Genomic DNA, 18,620 nt, shown 5'->3' with positions numbered 1-18,620 from the left:
CGGACAGCCGTTAAAAGAGGGGGGCCCGCGCTTCTCTTTGGCGCGGAGAAGCGCGGGCAGATCGGGCTGAGGGGATGACCCGATCGCGCAGCATCAACATGGGAGGGCAACAACGCTGCACGGTTCGAACTTCCAACCGGGCCACTTGTTCCAACTTCAACTGATCCGTTCTGAGTACTCATCCATGCGTTTGGGGGGCCTTTTTGAAGGTAGGCCATGGCGAGTTCTCATGGCGTAGAACGGTTTTTGTCGCAACGGCCCATCCATGAATGCGCGCGACGACCGCGATGACGACCGTCGCCTGACCGTCATGACAGCGCACGATCAATCCAGCCCAAACGCCGCGGAACAATTGTGCCCACTCGTGGTTCCGATGGCACGAAGATGGAGGATATGATGACGGACGCCAAACTCGCTGTGGTGACCGGCGCCTCGAGTGGCATCGGAAGGGAACTCGCAAAGCTGTGCGCTAAAGACGGCTACGACCTGATCATCGCCGCCGACGAGCCGGCTATCCGGCAGGCGGCAGAGGCACTTGAGACCCACAATGTAACGGTCGAAGCCATTGAGGCCGATCTGGCGACCGTCGAGGGCGCCGATCGGTTGATCTCCCAAATCGGCGATCGCGATATCGACCTGTTGTTTCTCAATGCGGGACGCGGGCTCGGCAACGGCTTCGTCGACCAGGACTGGCGAAAAGTCCGCCGGATCATCGACACCAATGTCACTGGAACGGTCTATCTGGCGCATGAGCTCGGCGCCAAGATGGCCCGGCGAGGTCGCGGGCGCATCCTGTTCACCGGATCGATCGCCGGCTTCATGCCCGGCACATTCCAGGCCGTCTACAACGGCACGAAGGCGTTCATCGATTCCTTCTCGATCGCGCTCCGCCATGAGCTGAAAGATAGCGGGGTGACGGTCACCGTGCTGATGCCTGGCCCTACGCAGACGCGATTCTTCGAGCGCGCTGAAATGATGGATACCAAGATCGGCACCGATGAAAAGGACAATCCGGCCGATGTCGCCAAAACGGGTTACGAGGCGATGATGGCCGGTGATGAACAGGTCGTCAGCGGTTGGAAAAACAAGCTGCACGTTGCCGCCGCGCATGTCACGCCGGCAGCCACTTTGGCCGAACAGCACCGTAGGATGGCCGAGCCGGGGTCGGCGTCCAGCGACTGAGCTGATATTTCGCGTCATCAAACGGGCTGGCATTCGCAGAGACCGCATGTGCTGCGCGAGGCAATCTATCGCTGCCGCAAGGCGGCACCATCTCGGTTCCCGGCGTCTGTGTTGGCCTGGTCGATCACATCCCGTTTGGCGGCGATGAATGAGGGACCGGCTTTCCGGATGGGCCAGACGCATACGCAACGCTACCTGGAACCTTTATTGGCGATGGTCCAGAACGGCGAAATCGATCCCCCCTTTCTGATTACCCGCCGGCCGATCTGGAAGCAGGGCCGGTCTGTACAAGACGTTCCGCTACAATCAGGAGGTTGTGTCAAAGTGGTGATGCGGCCTCACGGCCGAGACGGGCAAGGCGAGCGACACCTCACTGCAATCACAAGGGAACATTCGCGTCGACGGCCGGTTAGGTGCCACTTCCGTAACGGTCACCTGCCGTCAAAGCGAGCCCATGATGAACCACGACCAGCATGACAATGTACCAGACGCAGCGCGTAGACTTGTCGCTGGAAGCATGGCGGGAGGAATTCTCGCCGCTTATGCTTCCACGGCGTCAGCCGATACGGGAACAGTGCCTGCTAAAGCAGGCCCTGCGAGCCCGATGCTCAAACAGAATCCGGTGACGCAATATCCCCAGCCGCCGTTCAAGCCACAGGAACAGAAGTGGCCGGGTTTGGCCAGCAAGATGGTGCCGCGCCCGGATCACGGCGAAACGACCTACAAGGGACCAGGCAGGCTTGCCGGTCGCAAAGCGCTGATAACCGGCGGCGATTCCGGAACCGGTCGTGCGGCGGCGATTGCATTCGCGCGCGAGCGTGCGGACGTTGCTTTCGGCTACCTCCCCGAAGAACAGGAAGACGCCGACGAACTGGTGGACCTAATAAAAGCGGCAGGTCAAAAGGCTTGCCGGCGATATCCGCAATGAGGCCTTTTGCAGAAAGCTGGTCGATGAAGCAGCAACGCCCCTCGGCGGTCTCGACATCCTGGTCAGCAACGCTGCCCGCCTCACTCGAGTCCACGGTCCTCAAAAAGGGCCGCCAGGCCCACCGCTCCTTAGGCGTGGTGGGCTTTCAGACTGTCTACAGGAGGAACCAATGGCTGGCGATGATATAGAAAGAAGGCGACTGCAGATGTTGATCGAACAATATCTGGAGACCCGTAAGCGACGGCACGATTTCGTGTCGATCGCGAATGCCGAACTCGCGATCAAGGCTGTCATGCCGCATTGCCCGGTGTCGAGCGCAGCGTTGGCAGAGATGATTGCCGCTGGCGCCGTCACTTACGGCCTTGGCGTCCTATTCGACGCGAGGAAAACCGAGGGCGAACTGCCCGTTGTTTGATAAGCTCACACGGCTGACCAATCGTCGCGCGGTGGCGAACTTTCGCCCAGCGCTGGAGTACGCCAGACCGCGAGCATGCCAATCGTGCCGGCCGGATCGCAGGCACTTGCCGGCGACGCCGGCTCGGGCCTGGACCCGAATGTCGTCGCATCTCTGGTGAAAAACCAGTGTCTTTGTGCAGTTATCGGGCTTCTCGTTGGGTTGGCACCGTTCCGCTGTCCTGGTGTCTTGCCAAAGCTGTCGGTTGAACACCGAGCATATTTCGCACGGCCTCGACCAGCGCGGCAGCCCACACGGGTTTTGACAGCATCTTGTGATGACGCAAATCTTGCGGGATGTCGGATGCCGTGTACCCACTGACGAAAACAAACGGAATTCCGCGTTGCGCTAGAAGAGGGACAAGGGCAGCGCTGGTCTCGCCGCCGAGACCAATGTCCAGGACCGCAGCAGATATGACTTCACTCTCGATCAGCTTTTTCGCGCGAGCAACGGACGGCACTGGCCCGGCGATGGCGAAGCCGGCCTCTTCCAGGATTGCGCGGTGCTCCTCCGCGACCAGCCATTCATCTTCGACGACAAGGATACGAGATGCAGTCACGTTTCGCTCTCCCGATGATCAAACGGAAACTCAATCCGCAAGCTCAAACCATCGGAACCGAAAGATGTTTCAAAATTTCCGCCAAGCCGATACTCAATTTCGCCCTTCACCAGCGAAAGACCAAATCCCGTCTTCTCAGGCGGACTGACAGCGGGACCGCCGCTTTCTAACCATTCGAGCTGAAAACCGTGATCCGACGCCGACCAAGTCACGGACACCACGCCGTTTGGCACGGACAAGGCGCCATATTTTCCAGCATTCGTGGCAAGTTCATGGATCACCATGCCAAGCGACAGGCCCTGCTGAGGCTTGAGCCGAAGGTCCTCGCCTGTGGTGTTGATGCGTTCCAGCCCGAACGGCTCGACTTCCTGCCGCACGATTTCCTCGACCGAGACCTCTTTCCAGCTTTCGCGCGAGAGCACTCCGTAGGCCCGCGCCATGGCGCGCAGGCGACCGATGAGCGCTTCGGCGAAAGCCTCCGAAGAGGGAGCATTTTTCAGGGTCTGACTGGCAATGCTGACCGTAACAGCCAGCATGTTCTTGACCCGATGGTTGAGTTCCGAGATCAATACCCGCTGGTGGGCTTCGGCTTCAGCCATGGTCGTCACATCGACAAAGGTCACCACCACGCCCTGGATTTTCCGCGCGCTGTCGCGGTAGGGGATCAGCCGCACGAGATAGTGGATGCCGTTGCTATCGCGCGGCAGCTGGTGCTCGATCATCTCGCCGGCCCTGAAAACCTGGGCAATATGGTCGCGCAGGTGCGGATAATCGAGCCGGCTGGCAAGATCGGTCAGCGGTCTTCCGATGTCGGTCGGCAGCAAGTTGAAGAACGAAGACGCCGCCGGCGTGAAGCTGCGGATAACCAGCTTGGTATCGAGAAAAACAGTCGCGATCTGTGTGCTCTCGAACAGGTTCTTCAGATCGCTGTTGGCACGATCGAGATCCTCGATCTTGGAAACCAGTTCGGCATTGATGGTGTTCAATTCCTCATTGAGGGACTGCATTTCTTCCTTGGAGGCCTCGAGCTCCTCATTGGAGGACTGGGCTTCTTCGTTGACCGAGACGAGTTCCTCATTGGAAGATTTCAACTCCTCCAACGCGGTCTCATATTCTTCGATCGTCGATTGCAGGCGCTCGCGCGTATCGCGGAGCTCGCGTTCGAAATCAGCAATCCCAGATGCCACCGGCTGTCGAACCTTTAGAGCCTCCAGCCGCGGCTGCGGCTGGCCCACCGGCTCGAACAGGACGAGAAACAGCGGCTCGCCGCTGCCGCGATCAGTCAAGGGCTCGATCGTCAATGTGACGAATTGGACACGATCTTCATCTTCTTCAATGGCTATCGCTTCGCGCACAACCGTGCGCCGGCCCTCGGCGGCTTCCCGCAAAGCGCCGCGCAATTCCAGACGCAGGCCGCTGCGTGCCATTGTGAGCAATTGTCTGCTCGGCACCCCTTGCGGCGGCTCGAGATATTTGCCGGTTCGGACCGAGTAATAGACGACATCTCCATCACCATTGACGACGACGTGAGCCGGAGCGAAGCGTTCGAGAACCTGCGCTTCAACGGTTTGCCTTAGGGAATAAGACAAGCCGCGGCGGGCATGTGTGTCATTGGCGCTGGAAAAGTTGGTTGCAGGCGCAGCATTCAACAAGATCGGCAGCCGCGGCGGCGCCGAATGTTCTCGTGCCTTGAAGATCCGTTGTTTCTTGTCGACCGGTGCAAACAGGTCGGCATGCTGGCTTATGCTTTCGGAGGTGCCAAGGAACAGATAGCCACCGGGCTTCAGCGAATAGTGGAAGGTCGGAATAACCTGCTTTTGCACATCGGGGCCGAAATAGATCAGGAGGTTCCGGCACGACACCATGTCCATGCGCGAGAAGGGTGGATCGCGGATGACGCTGTGCGCCGAGAAGATGCAGAGATCACGTACGCTCTTGCTCAAGATGAAACTTGTGCCGTCATTGCTGAAGAAGCGTTCGCGACGTCCAGGCGAAACGCCCGCAAGCAATGACTCCGGATAGCGCGCCGAACGTGCGATGCCCAACGCCGCGTCATCGATGTCCGTGGCGAAAATCTGGATGCGCGGCACAGCCGAAAGTGTATCCATATGCTCGCGCATCAGCATTCCGATCGAGAAGACTTCCTCGCCGGTTGCGCAGCCGGGCACCCAGACGCGGATCGTATCGTTGGCGTCCTTGCCTTCGAAAAGTTTGGGGATGACGGTTTCTTCCAGGGTCTTGAAAGCGTCCGTATCGCGGAAGAAATTTGTCACGTTGATCAGCAGGTCGCGAAACAGCGACCGCACTTCCTCCGCATTTGAACGAAGCAACTCTATATAGGCATCGATCGCGGTGTTCTGTGTTATTTGCATGCGTCGCCTGACGCGGCGCAAGAACGTCTTGGCCTTGTAGCCCGAGAAATCATGTCCCGAATGGCTGCGCAGGATCGCGTAGATTTCTTCCTGGCCCTTGCGGAGTTTCAAAGCACTGGCCTTGCCATCGTCAGCTTCAAGCTCGTCGAGCAGTTCAAAGCTGTGGGCAAATTCCATGAGTTTCGCACCCATCTCATCGGCCGGGATAGCGATATCGATCAGACCGGAACTGATCGCGCTGCGCGGCATGTCGGGATTGCTCGGACCCGACTCGTCGGAGAGTTGCGCCAGCGTCAGGCCGCCATGCTCCTTGATTGCCTTGATGCCCAACGTACCGTCGGAATCGCCGCCCGACAGGACGACGCCGACGGCGTATTCGCCCTGATCCTCGGCCAGCGCGCTGAAAAAGATATCGATGGGCTTGCGCTCCCTGGACACCGAATTCGGTTGGCGCAGCTTTAGGCTGGAATTTTCGATGGTGAGGATCGCGTTGTGCGGCATCACATAGACGGTGTCAGGATGGATATCCATTGCATCTTCAGCGACACGAACCGGAATTCCGGTGTAAAGCGCAATCACTTCGTGCAGCAGACTTTCCCGTTCCGGGCTGAGATGCGTGACGATCACGAACGCCATCCCGCTCGAAGACGGCATCCCGCGAAAAAATCCCTCCATGGCGGCAATGCCGCCCGCAGAGGCGCCAATACCGACTATGGGGAACCTCGGCAGCTTTTGCATCAATTGTCCTGCTTCAGTGAAATGCAACGCGGCAGCGCTGATTTCGATCCAATGTGTAAACCGTTCCTGGTCGAATTCCCATCCCGCACCGCCGATAGCCACGGAACCGATGGACGCGACCGCCGTTTAAAGCCCGGAGGGCTGCTATGTTATTAGGCATGCGAATTCTGCTCGTCGAGGACGAATTCTTGCTGGCAAGCGAACTTGCCTCTTATTTCAGCGATTGTGGGGCGACCGTTTTGGGGCCGGTGTCGTCAGTCAGCCGGGCTCGACGATATATCGATTCAGCGGACGGGGCGGTGCTGGACATCGATCTTAACGGTGAGACTGTTTTTCCCCTCGCCGATGAGCTGACGGACAGAGGCATCCCGTTCGTATTCTTCTCCGGAAACGATCAGATCACCCTGCCGGAGCGGTTCCGGTACACCCAAAACCTCTCCAAGCCGGCCGGGTTCAGGACGGTTGCCGGGATCCTCGCCGCGCAATCAACAGCGCTTGGTGAAGACAATGTCTTCCGCGCTCTTCCAAAACTGAGGCTGTCCGCGCGGCTGCTGCTGGGCGACCCACAGGCGGCCGATCGCCTCGTGGAACGCACATTGAAGGCGGCGCTGGAGGAGCGGTTGTCGACGCGGCATGACCTTCCCTTGAGCGAATGGCTCAATACACTCATGGAGGAGGTGCTCCGCAACGACAGGTCTGGCATCATGAATTAAGATTGTCCGATAGTTTGCCGCAGGCCGCCCTGTCGACCGCCCCCGCTACGGTACCCCTCCCCAAGAGCGCTTCGCTTCGTCTTGCAAATACGGCCGCATTCCTGCTAGAAATCCTCGTGGCCAAACCTCCGCAAACCAAACCTGACTCATTCCGCGATCCTGTTGAAGGCGACGCACTCGCAGCGCTGCTCGACGAAATCGCGGAAGAGGAAACACCTGAACGGCTGTTGAAGCTCGCCCTTGAGCTGCAGCAGCAACTGCTGTTGTCAAAGCAGCTGAAAAATCCCAACTGAACGGCCTGCAGCTAGGCATCTTGATTTGCCTCGAGTTCCACGATGGCGTCATCGCCTCGTTCGCCAGACCGATGCTGCTGCGGTAATCTTTCTGCGCTCGATGTGGGCGAAACCCCAGTCTCAATAGCTCAGCGGTTCCTGCGCCCAGAAGGCCCTGATCCCATCATGACGCCGATGAGACGACCAGGAAGATCAGGGCCAACTTGGGTCGCAGCCCAAGGTCGATCACTGCTGCCCTGGCATCTCGGTATTTTCTTGCGGGTTCTTTTTAACGCCGGGCGCGGGTGATGTCTCAGCGGGGGCATTACCGCCTTGGTTCTGTTCCGGGGTGCGCTTTACTGGCGATGTCTGCCACGATCCGCCTGAAAGGGGTATGAACACAAAGAAGGCTAGCAGGGCGACGAAGATCACAGCCGCAATGACGACGCCCCACCCGAGTACATTTCGGGTGCCACGCTGTTCTTCCTTCCGGGACACATGCTCCGTCATCACTGGACTCCTTTGTGTCATTCGACGAGGTACAAATTTATCGTGCAGATCGACCGCACGGTCTGCTCTTCCCCGACGCGTGCCGCCGGCACAGCCGAAGAAGCTGAAGCTAATCTTCTCCAGCTTTTCGGCTGCCTGGTTTGGCGGCCCGCTTTGGGGCTTTCGGCACTGCCGGTTTCCGCTCGGGTGCAGGCGGATTGATCGCCTCGTGCGCCAAACGGGCTTTGCGCAATCGCGCCGTTTTCTCTTCCCGCGCCTTGCGCTCGGCTTCCATTACGCCTTGTGCGTAGAGGGTGGCTCGTGCGTCTCTGTCGTTTGCGGATCCACTGGCCGCCATAGTCAGCCCTCCGCCTTGTAATTTCTTGCTTCCTTCTTGGCGCCGTCTTTGCCGTGCTCGGCTGCAAGCTCTTTGGCCTGCCCGGGTGACACGTCGGTGGCTTCGGCCAACTTGATTGCCTCTTGTTCAGAGAGATCTCTGTCCTTTCGCGTGGGGTTCTTTGTCATCGCAGATCTCCTATCAGAGCCCAAACGACCGGACCGGCGGTGTGTTCCCTGGAGCCTTCGATAGTCCACCGATTGAGGCGGGCTATCGCGCTTCCGTCAATGAGCGAAAAGTTTTGATGCGGACGACAAGATACACGATCAGCTTCAAGGCCTTTCGAACTGCTCCGGCCAGCCGGGTTATGGCCGGGCTATGGCCGCGTGGGACGCGTGACACACGGACGGATTCAGGCATCGATGCCAGGCGCTAGTTCTCGCCCGCGAGCGTGGCGAGAAATGACCGCCGCCATTCTGCTGCGTCATTGCGCGTGATGCGCTTGAGCAGTGCACTATGCCTTGCAATTCTTTCCTCAAGCGGCATCGCGAGCGCTTTTGCGATCGCGTCAGCAACCTCGTCGACCGCATACGGGTTCACGATCAAGGATTCGGCAAGTTCTTCGGCCGCACCCGCAAAACGCGACAATACCAGCACTCCGGGATCGGCTTCGTCCTGCGCGGCTATGTATTCCTTGGCGACGAGGTTCATTCCGTCACGCAGGGGCGTGACCAATCCGACCTGGCTAGCGCGCAACAGGCCAGCAAGCCGAGAGCGTGATACGGCACAGTGGATGTAGCGGATCGGGGTCCAAGCCAAATCCGCGTATCTTCCGTTGACCGCGCCGGCGGTTGCCTCAAGCTGGGCCCGGATGTCGGCATAGGCGCTGACCTCCTCGCGCGTCGGCGACGCAATCTGCAAATATGTTGCCGCCCGCTCGTGTTCCGGATGCCTTTCCAAAAGACGCGCGAAAGCCTGCATGCGGCCGGGGAGACCCTTGGAGTAGTCCAGCCGATCGACGCCGATGATTTGCTTGAGGCCCAGAATCTGGCGGCGCATGGAATCAATCTGCACATCCTCCGCCGCCTCATTGGCCATGCGTGCGATTGAATCGACGTCGATGCCTATCGGAAAACACCTCGATAACAACGTGCGGCCGTTCATCTCAGCCGAACCATTGATATCAAAAGTAATGGAGTTGGCCGCCTGCACTGAGCGCCGGAAATTCCCCACGTCCGTTTCGGTCTGGAATCCCACGACGTCATACTGAAGCAGATCATCGATGAGTTCTTCATGGTCGGGCGTGGCTACAAACAGGTCAGGCGGCGGGAAGGGTATGTGAAGAAAGAAACCGATCCGATTCCGGACTCCCAGCCGCCGCAACTGGGCGGCCAAGGGGATAAGGTGGTAGTCGTGAACCCACACCAGGTCGTCGTTGCCCGACAGCAGTCCTGCGAGCGCCTTCGCGAACCGCGCATTGATCTGCCGGTAGGCGTGTAGAAACTCTGCCCGGTGGTTCACCAGGTCGAGTCGGTAATGAAAAAGCGGCCACAGCGTGCTGTTGGCATAGCCATTGTAATAGAGCGAATACTCCTCATACGGCAGGGTAAGCGCAGCCGTCTCGATCTTTCCCACGCGTTCCAAGCGGATTAGCGGTTCGTCGCTCGCGGCGTAGTCCTGATACTCGGCGCTTGCTCCTAGCCACAGGCCTCCACGCTCGGCCAACGCATCCCCGATGCCTACAGCAAGTCCGCCGGCTTGCGACAGATCGCGAATGTTCCCCAGCCTGTTCGAGACGACAACCAGACGACGCGGGATGGCGCGATCGCCAGTTGGCTCCCCACCTACTGCGTCGCGCTCAAGAGGGTCACCAACCGTTTGCGAAGCCTCGTTGAGAATTTCATCCGGTCGCTGCAACAAGAGCAAATCCTGAGCGTGAAGATCGCTTGGGGAACGGTCCGCGCGTGCGATTGTTCCCGACGTAAGTGTCCAGCCGGATTCGCTGGTTCTCGGCCCGCTCGGGCGCCTTTTTCAGCGGCTCTCGCAGGATCGTCGTCGGACACACCGGTGATGAGACCCCGATCCAGCACGCCGAGCAGCCGCTTTGGCGACGGCCGGACTTACCGCTTTGGTATTCATGCTGCCGGATCCCCTGCCCTGTCATATCAACTCCCCACCTTGGCAAAAGCCCCAAGTGACCAAACCGTCAGTCCACCTCGATTACCTTGCGCGTCGGCTTTCGTTGGCGGGGCGGCTGCTTTGCGGCTACGGGCGCGGGCGGGGTCTGCGCTATCGATGCCTCCAACAACTGTCGCTGTTCTCTAAGCCGCGCCGTCTTGGCTTCCCTGGCATGCCGCTCCGCTTCCAACAGCAACTTGGCTTCTCGATCCGCCCTCTCGATCTTTTCCCTGTCGACGCGTCGTGTTTTCAAGGTCGCCTCCTTTGGTCAGACGGCGAACAAAGTGCGGACCTGAAAAAATGTTCCCAACAAATCAAGGCCTGATCTGCCTCAAATGATATTGACCAGCAGCCCGCCGGTTGCGCGCATCTGCGGCTCTGTGACGTCCAAAGGAACTGCTTGCCGTCCGCGGCGTTACGCCACCACGCTGGCCGGAAGATTACCATGGACGACAAACCCCGAACGACGATCAGAAAACCGGCCCGGATTGATCGAGGGCATTGCTTTTGCGGAGCCATCACAGCTGAATTCAGTGGCGATCCCTTTTGGATTTGTTTCGACCATGACGATGACTGCCGACGAGCGATCGGCAGCCCACTGACGATCTGGATTGGCTATCGTCCAGATCAGGTCGATTGGCTCGGCTCCAAACCAAAAACATTTTCGAAAACCAGGGGGGTCGTGCGCTCCTTCTGTTCGGAATGTGGCACCTCGATTGGGTACACCGATGAAGGCTTGCCAAATGAGTTCTACATCTCGATCGGATTCATGGACGCGCCCGAGAAGTTCCATCCCCAAGCTCAAGCCTATTGGGAAATGCGACTGCCGTTTATCAGGATGGATGACGGTTTGCCTCGCGTCGAGGGCTACACCCGAGCGCGCGACCCCACCCTGGGCAATCCCAGAGACCGGTGAGGCAGGAGGTTGGATCCGGGCGTCAGCGCCAGGGCTGGCGGATCCTGAACGGCGGCCGAACCATTGGAATGAGAGAAATGTCCAAACGGACAAATGCCCGAAACCAATTTCACCGGGGTGGGTTGAAGATGGACATGCGGGACTTGTTTTCACAGTCTGACGACAAAGAAGCGGATGTTTGAAGGATTCAAGCTAGAGACCGTGGATCTGCCCGAGTCCTCACTGAGAGTCAGGTATGGAGGTTCAGGCCCGCCGCTTCTTTTGCTGCATGGCCATCCTCGGACGCACGTTACCTGGCACCGGGTAGCCCCACTTCTCGCCGCCGACCACACAGTTGTCTGCCCCGATCTGAGGGGCTTTGGCCGGTCCTCGGTACCGGCGGACGCCGTGGACCATGCTGGATCCTCCAAGCGTGCCAAAGCCAGGGACTGCATCGCTCTCATGCGACATCTCGGCTTTGGCCGGTTTGCGATCGCAGGCCATGACCGCGGCAGCTACACAGCGTTCCGAGCAGCGATGGATCACCCGTCAGCGATCAGCCATCTGATCGTTATGGATAGCGTCCCTATCCTGGAAGCCCTCGAACGCTGCGACGCCCGCTTTGCGAAGCTCTGGTGGCACTGGTTCTTTTTTGCACAGCCGGACAAGCCCGAACGCGCAATCATGGCCGATCCTGACGCGTGGTATGGCGGCTCAGCCGAGTCCATGGGGGCTGAGGCCTATGTCGACTACAAGGACGCAATCCACGATCCGAATGTTGTTCACGGCATGCTTGAAGACTATCGGGCAGGTCTGGCCATCGATCAATTGCACGATACCGATGACAGGAAAGCTGGTCGCCGGGTCGCGTGCCCGACCTTGGCGCTCTGGTCCGCCCGCGATGATCTTGAGGCACTTTACGGCAACGTGCTGGATGTTTGGCGACCCTGGACCACCGAACTGAAGGGCCAACGGATCGATAGCGGACATCATATGGCCGAAGAAGCAGCCGACGCGGTAGCCGCAGCTGTCATGGCGTTCTTGCGCGAACCGACGTCGTCATGCGGCGAGCTTTGCTGAACCGATCCGTTTGATGGCGATGCTGATCGACCGTTCGCCATCGTCGTAGTCGGCCCAGGCGACGGTCTTTTTCAGGTGGCCCGGAACCGTGCGAACGGTGTATTTTTTCGGATCGAGATCCGCCTTCACCTGACTCCAGGTCAGCGGCATGGATACAGTCGCGCCTTCCCTGGCGCGAGGGGAGAGAGGGGCGACGGCTGTCGCCATGCGATCATTCCTGAGATAGTCGAGAAAAATCCGGGATGTCCGCAGCTTCTTGGCCATGTTGACGAGGTAGAGATCCGGGCTGTCTGCCGCCATCTGGATGCAGACGGCCTTTGCGAAGGCCTTGGCCTCGGCCCATGTCGTCTTGCTGCGGCGGGCCGCCAATGGCGTCACGACATGCAAGCCTTTGCCGCCCGTGGTTTTGCAGAAGCTCACCAAGCCCAGATCTTCGAGACGATCGCGCATTTCCTTGGCAGCCGCGACCACCTTCGCAAAAGGGACTTCCGGACCAGGGTCAAGGTCGAAGACAAGTCGGCCAGGTATTTCGGGATGACCCGGCTGGCAATTCCAGGGGTGAAGCTCAAGGCCGCCTATCTGGGCGATCGCGGCCAGACCCTCGACGCGGTCGATTTGCAGATACGGTTTGTGATCGCCGAAGACTTTCACCAGTTCCAGCAGATTGGATGTGCCTGGCATTGCGTGGCGCTGGAAAAACTGCTCGCCAGCGTAGCCATCCGGCGCGCGCACGAGTGAACAGGGACGACCTTTGATATGTCTGATCATCCAGGGGCCAACGGTCTCGAAATATTCTGCAAGATCGAGCTTGTCGACGGGCTGACCGTCGCCAGCATTCGGCCAAAGCGGCTTGTCCGGCTTGGAAATGATGACGCCCATGACAACCGGGCTTTTTCCTGTCTTGCCAGTCACCTTGGCAGGGTCGGCAATCGGCGTCTCTTGAGGATCGGCTGGACGCTCGGCCTCGACGTCTTTTGCGGGCTTGTCTTCACGCAGGCCTTTGAAGGCGGCCTGCCGGATATTGCCACCCCCGGTCCAGCCGGCGAACTCGATTTCCGCGACCAATTCCGGCTTCGTCCAGAAGACGGTTGAATTCCTTTTCGGTGCGCCATCGCCGGTAAACGGCGACGTCGCGGCTTTCATCTCCTGCAGCCTGGGCATCAGCTGCTTGACCTTTGCCTCGCTGAATCCGGTCCCCACACGGCCGATATAGGCGAAATGTTCACCGCGATTGACGCCGACGAGCAATGACCGGAATTTGCCGTTGGTCGTAGACCAGCCGCCGATGACCACCTCATGCCCGGCGCGGCATTTCGATTTTGCCCAGGTGTCGGTCCTCCCCGAAACATAGGTCGCATCGGCCTTTTTGGAGACAATCCCCTCAAGCGACAGGCGACAGGCAGAACGCAGCACCGCGTCGCCGCCATTGCTGAAGTGCTCGACATAGCGGATGAGATTTTGCGCGCCGCGATCGACTTCGCCGAGCATCTCGCTCAGACGTTCCTTCCGTTGTGAGAGAGGCATCTTTCGCAGATCGACGCCATTTGCGAAGAGCAGGTCAAAGGCAAAGTAGATCAGGTCCTTCGTCCGGCGCTCCGACAGCGCTGCCTGCAGTGCGGCAAAATCGGGCGCGCCCTTCTCGCCAAGCGCTACGATCTCGCCGTCGATGATGACGTTGGGAAGACTGGCGGCCTCCTTTGCGATGGCGCCAAATTTCTCCGTCCAGTCAAGACCCTTGCGGGTCTTAAGGGCGATGTCCTTGTCTTCCACGCGCAACTGGACGCGATAGCCGTCAAACTTGATTTCGTGAACCCAGTTCGTCCCGGCCGGCGGCCGGGAAAGCGTTGCGCAAAGCTGTGGTGGGATGAAGTCGGGCATCTTCGCCGCTGAGGCACCAGCGGCTCGCTTCGGCCGCGGAGCAGGCTTTGCCGACCTGGCGGCGCGCTTGTCGGCATGGCCGCGCTTGCTGTCCCAAACGGCATCCGCATCGGCCAACGATGAACCTTTCATCATGAACGGCTTCGGACCTGCCCCCTTCCCCGCTGCAATCCTCTCCATGCTCCGACCCGAGGCGACGGATCGATCCTGAGCCAGCACCGCATCGCCATTGCCCTCTGTCGCGTATTTGTCGCGGTGTTTTATCAGCAGCCAGTTGGTCCGCTTCCCGCCATTGCGGTCATGCTTCATGCGCACGAGGACGAAACTTCCATGCAGGCGCTTGCCCTGCAGCGTGAATTTCAGGTCGCCTTTTTCCAACGCCTTTTCGGGAGACATGGCGCCTTCCGGTTCCCAATATCCGCGATCCCACAACTGCACCGTGCCGCCACCATATTGTCCTTTGGGAATCGTGCCTTCGAAGTCGCCGTACTCCAGCGGGTGATCCTCAACCTCCACGGCAAGTCGTTTGTCGTGAGGATCCAGTGATGGACCTTTGGTCACAGCCCATGATTTGAAGACCCCGCCAAGCTCGAGGCGAAGATCATAGTGCAGCCGCGTGGCCGCGTGTTTTTGGATGACAAACCGAAGTCGATTCGAACCCGCAATCGAGCTTTCGCCGCTGGGCTCTTTCGTCTTCGCGAAATCCCTTTTGGCCCGATAGGTGGAAAGCTCGCCCGTTTTCATGGAAGTGCCCCGACTAATGACGCAACGCCGGGACTCAACGCAGTGGGTGAGATTTGGTTCGGTTCATAGCTGAGACGACGCCGATGCTGCTTTTCCGCTTCAGAGCGGCATCGGCGTCAAATGAGGCCTTCAAGGATACTACAGGTGTCGTCACCGCTGACGTTAAGGTTCCTTGGTTTGCCCAACCATTTTTGCAAGCTCTGAAAATGGTGGGATGTCCAGTTCGCCTTGCGCGTTGTTTGCGATCTGCAGAAGCCGGATCGGGAAGCAGATCGCGTCACGGTTGGCCGGTGACATGTCTTCGTAGGTCCGCTCGTCACCTGTCATGGACGCCTCTGCCTTTCGCAGGGCGGTATCGATCTCGTCAATTGACAGCAGGCCTTTGTGAACGAGCAGGTTGTTGATTGACGCGACCGCCATCATCAACCCTTCAAGCTGAAGATTGGCAACGTTCATGGCTTGACCGTGTTTCCGCCGCCCGGCCTCGCCGGGGCGTTCTGGCCATCGGATTGGTGCGTCTTGTCATCCACCTCATTGACTGGCCGCGTCAGACCGACCCCACTTTTGGGTTTCTTGTTGCCGGCCGCATCCTGAGAGAACGCATCCGAAGGATCAGGACCTGTTCTAGCCGGGTACTTCGTTGCGCCGGTCTCGCGACGGTTTTCATTATCAGGCATTTTTGATCACTCCAATCGGATGACCGATAACCATTACGAGCCCGGCGAGTTCCGGCGCCGCATGGAACATTTCTGGGCGTGGTGCAGAGACAAGCGGGCGTGTCTCGGCAGTCACGCCTCGCGCACTGGCGGCAGGTCTCGCTTTCGTTGCCCACAGCACTAGGTTCCTCGTTGAGGCAAAAGGAATTCCCCATGCGGGTGGCACGCGAAGCCTGGGTTCTTGGCAAGGAGAGCATCCTCGGATTCATCAACGACAATGCCCTCAGCCACGGTGCGGCGATGGCATTCTATGCCGTTACGTCCCTGGCCCCGATCTTGTTGATCGTTGTTGCGATTGCTGGACTTGTCTTTGGGCATGAAGCAGCTCAACTCGCTCTGTCGGCCGAAATCGCAGGCGTGATGGGATCGCAAACCGGCGACCTTCTGCGCAGCACCATCGAAAGCGCTTCTCACAGAACCGCCGGCACTGTTGCCACTTTGGTGGGCATTGTCACCCTCTTCGTGACAGCCTCAGGGGTGTTTGGCGAAATGCAGCTTTCGCTCAACACAATCTGGAAGATTGAGCCACCACCCATGTCTGTGTCGCGATTGGTGCGGGCGCGGGCGGCCAGCCTGGGTCTGGTTGCAGCGTTAGGATTTCTACTGCTTGTGTCGTTGGCGGCGAGCGCCGCCATTTCCGCACTTGGCGCTGCCATCAACGCCCATCTGCCGTTCGGCACGATCATTCTCGCGTCGATAAACGGCATTGTATCATTCGTGCTGATTTCCGCTCTGTTTGCCGCGATCTTCAAGATCCTGCCGGACCGGTCGCTCGCTTGGCGCGATGTCGCAATTGGCGCGGCAGTGACCGCTTTGCTCTTCACCATCGGCAAGTCGCTGATTGGCTGGTATATCGGAACCAGCGCGATTGCATCCTCCTATGGCGCGGCGGGTGCACTGCTAGTCGTGCTGCTTTGGGTTTACTATTCGTCTGAGATATTCCTGCTCGGCGCCGAGTTCACGCGGGCCTATTCCGTCCGTCTCGGCAGTCGGTCCGACCTTCAACCGATAGTGGAGGCAGAGAGCCCGTCGCGACAGACATCGAACCTTAGACCAACCATCCAACGCGAGGTGCAGGCCTGGATTGTGATCACGGGTTTGCTGACCTTCGTGGCGACACGGGTCTGGCCATCGCGGCGATCTTAGCTGCTTCCCACCAATTCTGTTTCTTTGGAACGCAACCCGGACACCGGAATTGCATAGGAACAGGAGGTTGCCCATGCCAAAATTCCGCTTTGAGACGACAGTATCCGGCCAGACTACCGCTCTCGAGGAAGAGCTAGCGAGTGCGGAGATGGCCAGTCCGAGAGCAATAGAGATGGCGCGCGTAGCGGTGGCGGCGGATCCTGGGTCAGGAACCAAGCAATCGGGATCGACTATCAAGGTCTACGATGAAGCCGGATACCTGGTCGCCACAGTCAATTTTTCCGACGTGTTGCCGAGTGATCCGGACGCCGGACAGCATGGGATTGGCGACGCGGTTGTCGAAGAACCGGGTGTGATGCGGTCTGGCTGACCCGTGGTAGATCAGGGTTTCACGTTTCGCTCACGCGATCCCCGGCAGGGCAATTCGCTGAGATCGCGAGGTCCTCGGCCATCATCAGATGCTAGAGCTGAGATTCGATCGGGAGGTGACGGACGAAGACCGCCAGGATACGGCGAAAAAATCCGGCTTCTGGTTCATGCGTATAGTCCTGAATCTTGCCTTCGCCGCATCCATGCCAATGCAGAACATTGTGCTTCAGTTCGAGCCGATAGCTTGTTTCCGGAGATATTTCCGATTGGAATCGATGCCGCAGCTCGGCGACCAATTTCGGATCCTCAAACAGCACGCCCATTTCCGAGTTCAAGGACACTGACCGTGGATCGAAATTGAAGGAACCGACGAAGCCGATATTGTCGTCGACGGTGAAAGCTTTCGTATGCAGACTGGCGCCCTTCGAGCCAAACACCGAGATTGCGGAGCGCCGGTTGAACGGCTGAAGCTCGAAAATATTGACGCCATTCCTCAGCAGCCGCTTGCGATAGTTTGCGTAAGCGCCATGGACTGCGGCGACGTCCGTGGCGGCCAGGGAATTGGTCAGAACCGAAACGTCAACACCGGCGCCGACAAGGTCCAGCAAGATCGCTGTGCCCCTTTTGCCGGGGATGAAATAGGGCGACACAATTTCCAGACACCCGCGCGTGGATTGGATGATCGGACGCAGCTCTTTCATAAGCCAGCTGCGACGTCTCCAACCACGAACCTTCTCCGGCGGATCGGAAATGACCCGCACGCCATCCACCCAATGAACGTCGTTGCTGGCCGCAATAAACTCTGTGATCGAGCCCCGGTTGCCGATGCCGTTCAGGAATTTGGGATCGGGGCCGGTATCGCTTCCTTCAAGCCATTTGGCATGCTCATGCTCAGCCACTGATCCCAGGGTTTTGATTGGCTTGGCTTCATTGCAAGCCCAGAAGGCATCGAATATCGCCGCGGTTTGCCGTACCGCAGGCCCCAGGAGCAGCAGATCGAGGTCCCGGAAATTGGTTTCTGCCGCATCGAAATAGGCATCGCCAACATTCCGACCGCCGACAATGGCAAATTTGTCGTCGACGATCCAAGCCTTGTTGTGCATCCGTCGCGTCAATGCAAAGAGCCGCAACAGCACTTCCACACCACGCATGATCCGGCCGCGCCTGATACCGCTCGGATTGAACAACTTCAATTCGATGTTTGGATGGTTGTTCAGCGCCAGATATGCCGCATCATTTTTACGCGGATTGACGTCGTCAAGGAGCATGCGCACCCGAACACCGCGCTCAGCAGCTCGAAAAACCTCGCGAAGCAGCAAGCGGCCGGTGTGATCATCATGCCAAAGGTAGTACATCAGGTCGAGGCTGCGCTCAGCGCTCCTTGCGGCCAGCACGCGCAGAGCGAAAGCGTCATAATTGTCCGAGACAAGCAGCAAGCCGCTCTTGCCGGTTTTGATGTTGTCGTCTGCGGTTCGCGAAAGTGATACGTCCATAAAAATTGCCACCTTTGGACGGCGCTCGCTGCCATCCCGCTCAAATCATAGCTAGAACCATTCTGAGGTATTCTGGT

General features: G+C 58.8%; 18 protein-coding genes and 1 pseudogene. 9 read left to right on the top strand and 10 right to left on the bottom strand.

Annotated elements, in window-relative coordinates; all coding sequences use genetic code 11:
* Nucleotides 1–396: 396 nt before the first annotated feature.
* The 3 genes and pseudogenes from NKH35_RS07520 to NKH35_RS07510 all read left to right on the top strand — a co-directional run bounded on the left by NKH35_RS07520 (nucleotide 397) and on the right by NKH35_RS07510 (nucleotide 2,525).
* Nucleotides 397–1,182 carry an SDR family NAD(P)-dependent oxidoreductase gene (locus tag NKH35_RS07520; RefSeq protein ID WP_352913988.1) on the top strand — a complete coding sequence of 262 codons (786 nt, stop codon included), beginning with the start codon at nucleotides 397–399 and terminating at the stop codon, nucleotides 1,180–1,182.
* 604 nt (nucleotides 1,183–1,786) lie between these two features.
* Nucleotides 1,787–2,189 (top strand): annotated as a pseudogene (locus NKH35_RS07515) (SDR family NAD(P)-dependent oxidoreductase); the annotation flags it as partial.
* A 90-nt stretch (nucleotides 2,190–2,279) separates the two neighbouring features.
* Nucleotides 2,280–2,525: a hypothetical protein gene (locus NKH35_RS07510; protein WP_023725497.1), complete on the top strand. Its 246-nt coding sequence runs from the start codon at nucleotides 2,280–2,282 to the stop codon at nucleotides 2,523–2,525.
* Between the two features lie 181 nt (nucleotides 2,526–2,706).
* Here NKH35_RS07510 and NKH35_RS07505 read toward each other — a convergent pair whose 3' ends face one another.
* Nucleotides 2,707–3,123 (bottom strand): response regulator, encoded by a 417-nt coding sequence (locus NKH35_RS07505; protein ID WP_023700039.1) that lies wholly within the window; start codon nucleotides 3,121–3,123, stop codon nucleotides 2,707–2,709.
* Nucleotides 3,120–6,233, bottom strand: a complete 3,114-nt coding sequence (locus NKH35_RS07500) for a CheR family methyltransferase (protein WP_352914034.1) — start codon at nucleotides 6,231–6,233, stop codon at nucleotides 3,120–3,122. Before NKH35_RS07500 ends, NKH35_RS07505 begins: the two co-directional genes overlap by 4 nt.
* A gap of 158 nt (nucleotides 6,234–6,391) precedes the next feature.
* Here NKH35_RS07500 and NKH35_RS07495 point away from each other — a divergent pair, with 158 nt between their 5' ends.
* Nucleotides 6,392–6,946: a response regulator gene (locus NKH35_RS07495; protein ID WP_050588792.1), complete on the top strand. Its 555-nt coding sequence runs from the start codon at nucleotides 6,392–6,394 to the stop codon at nucleotides 6,944–6,946.
* Between the two features lie 2 nt (nucleotides 6,947–6,948).
* Entirely contained in the window at nucleotides 6,949–7,239 is a 291-nt protein-coding gene (locus tag NKH35_RS07490) for a hypothetical protein (protein WP_031197822.1), read from the top strand.
* A 225-nt stretch (nucleotides 7,240–7,464) separates the two neighbouring features.
* Here NKH35_RS07490 and NKH35_RS07485 read toward each other — a convergent pair whose 3' ends face one another.
* From NKH35_RS07485 to NKH35_RS07470, 4 genes are all read right to left on the bottom strand, one after another.
* Nucleotides 7,465–7,728, bottom strand: a complete 264-nt coding sequence (locus NKH35_RS07485) for a hypothetical protein (protein ID WP_023681159.1) — start codon at nucleotides 7,726–7,728, stop codon at nucleotides 7,465–7,467.
* A 339-nt stretch (nucleotides 7,729–8,067) separates the two neighbouring features.
* Nucleotides 8,068–8,232 carry a hypothetical protein gene (locus NKH35_RS07480; RefSeq protein WP_023681158.1) on the bottom strand — a complete coding sequence of 55 codons (165 nt, stop codon included), beginning with the start codon at nucleotides 8,230–8,232 and terminating at the stop codon, nucleotides 8,068–8,070.
* A gap of 244 nt (nucleotides 8,233–8,476) precedes the next feature.
* Nucleotides 8,477–9,964 carry an alpha,alpha-trehalose-phosphate synthase (UDP-forming) gene (locus NKH35_RS07475; protein ID WP_352913987.1) on the bottom strand — a complete coding sequence of 496 codons (1,488 nt, stop codon included), beginning with the start codon at nucleotides 9,962–9,964 and terminating at the stop codon, nucleotides 8,477–8,479.
* Nucleotides 9,965–10,250: 286 nt separating this feature from the next.
* Nucleotides 10,251–10,475, bottom strand: a complete 225-nt coding sequence (locus tag NKH35_RS07470) for a hypothetical protein (protein ID WP_023681156.1) — start codon at nucleotides 10,473–10,475, stop codon at nucleotides 10,251–10,253.
* A gap of 192 nt (nucleotides 10,476–10,667) precedes the next feature.
* On the opposite strand from NKH35_RS07470, the gene NKH35_RS07465 reads away from it, so the two are divergent.
* Nucleotides 10,668–11,138: a GFA family protein gene (locus NKH35_RS07465; RefSeq protein ID WP_050588111.1), complete on the top strand. Its 471-nt coding sequence runs from the start codon at nucleotides 10,668–10,670 to the stop codon at nucleotides 11,136–11,138.
* A 174-nt stretch (nucleotides 11,139–11,312) separates the two neighbouring features.
* On the top strand, nucleotides 11,313–12,197 hold the full coding sequence (locus NKH35_RS07460; protein WP_023748072.1) for an alpha/beta fold hydrolase: 885 nt from the start codon (nucleotides 11,313–11,315) through the stop codon (nucleotides 12,195–12,197).
* Here NKH35_RS07460 and ligD read toward each other — a convergent pair.
* The 3 genes from ligD to NKH35_RS07445 form a co-directional block, all read right to left on the bottom strand.
* Nucleotides 12,177–14,819, bottom strand: coding sequence for a DNA ligase D (gene ligD / locus NKH35_RS07455; protein ID WP_352913985.1), 2,643 nt, complete (start codon nucleotides 14,817–14,819; stop codon nucleotides 12,177–12,179). The two genes, NKH35_RS07460 and ligD, sit on opposite strands and share 21 nt — an antisense overlap.
* Nucleotides 14,820–14,981: 162 nt before the next feature.
* Nucleotides 14,982–15,275, bottom strand: coding sequence for a hypothetical protein (locus NKH35_RS07450; protein ID WP_023687836.1), 294 nt, complete (start codon nucleotides 15,273–15,275; stop codon nucleotides 14,982–14,984).
* The gene (locus NKH35_RS07445) at nucleotides 15,272–15,496 is read right to left on the bottom strand and encodes a hypothetical protein (protein ID WP_155921617.1); all 225 of its coding nucleotides are present in this window, start codon (nucleotides 15,494–15,496) and stop codon (nucleotides 15,272–15,274) included. Before NKH35_RS07445 ends, NKH35_RS07450 begins: the two co-directional genes overlap by 4 nt.
* A gap of 192 nt (nucleotides 15,497–15,688) precedes the next feature.
* Here NKH35_RS07445 and NKH35_RS07440 point away from each other — a divergent pair, with 192 nt between their 5' ends.
* Both NKH35_RS07440 and NKH35_RS07435 read left to right on the top strand, forming a co-directional pair.
* The gene (locus NKH35_RS07440) at nucleotides 15,689–16,681 is read left to right on the top strand and encodes a YihY/virulence factor BrkB family protein (RefSeq protein WP_352512486.1); all 993 of its coding nucleotides are present in this window, start codon (nucleotides 15,689–15,691) and stop codon (nucleotides 16,679–16,681) included.
* Nucleotides 16,682–16,754: 73 nt separating this feature from the next.
* Nucleotides 16,755–17,051, top strand: a complete 297-nt coding sequence (locus NKH35_RS07435) for a hypothetical protein (protein WP_023668045.1) — start codon at nucleotides 16,755–16,757, stop codon at nucleotides 17,049–17,051.
* A gap of 91 nt (nucleotides 17,052–17,142) precedes the next feature.
* Here NKH35_RS07435 and NKH35_RS07430 read toward each other — a convergent pair whose 3' ends face one another.
* Nucleotides 17,143–18,543 (bottom strand): phospholipase D family protein, encoded by a 1,401-nt coding sequence (locus NKH35_RS07430; protein WP_023725501.1) that lies wholly within the window; start codon nucleotides 18,541–18,543, stop codon nucleotides 17,143–17,145.
* Nucleotides 18,544–18,620 lie beyond the last annotated feature (77 nt).

The sequence above is a fragment of the Mesorhizobium sp. M1143 genome (assembly GCF_040318435.1).
Classification (GTDB): Bacteria; Pseudomonadota; Alphaproteobacteria; order Rhizobiales; family Rhizobiaceae; genus Mesorhizobium.
Note: the sequence above shows the minus strand (reverse complement) of the source record. Positions and strands in the feature narration are given on the sequence as shown.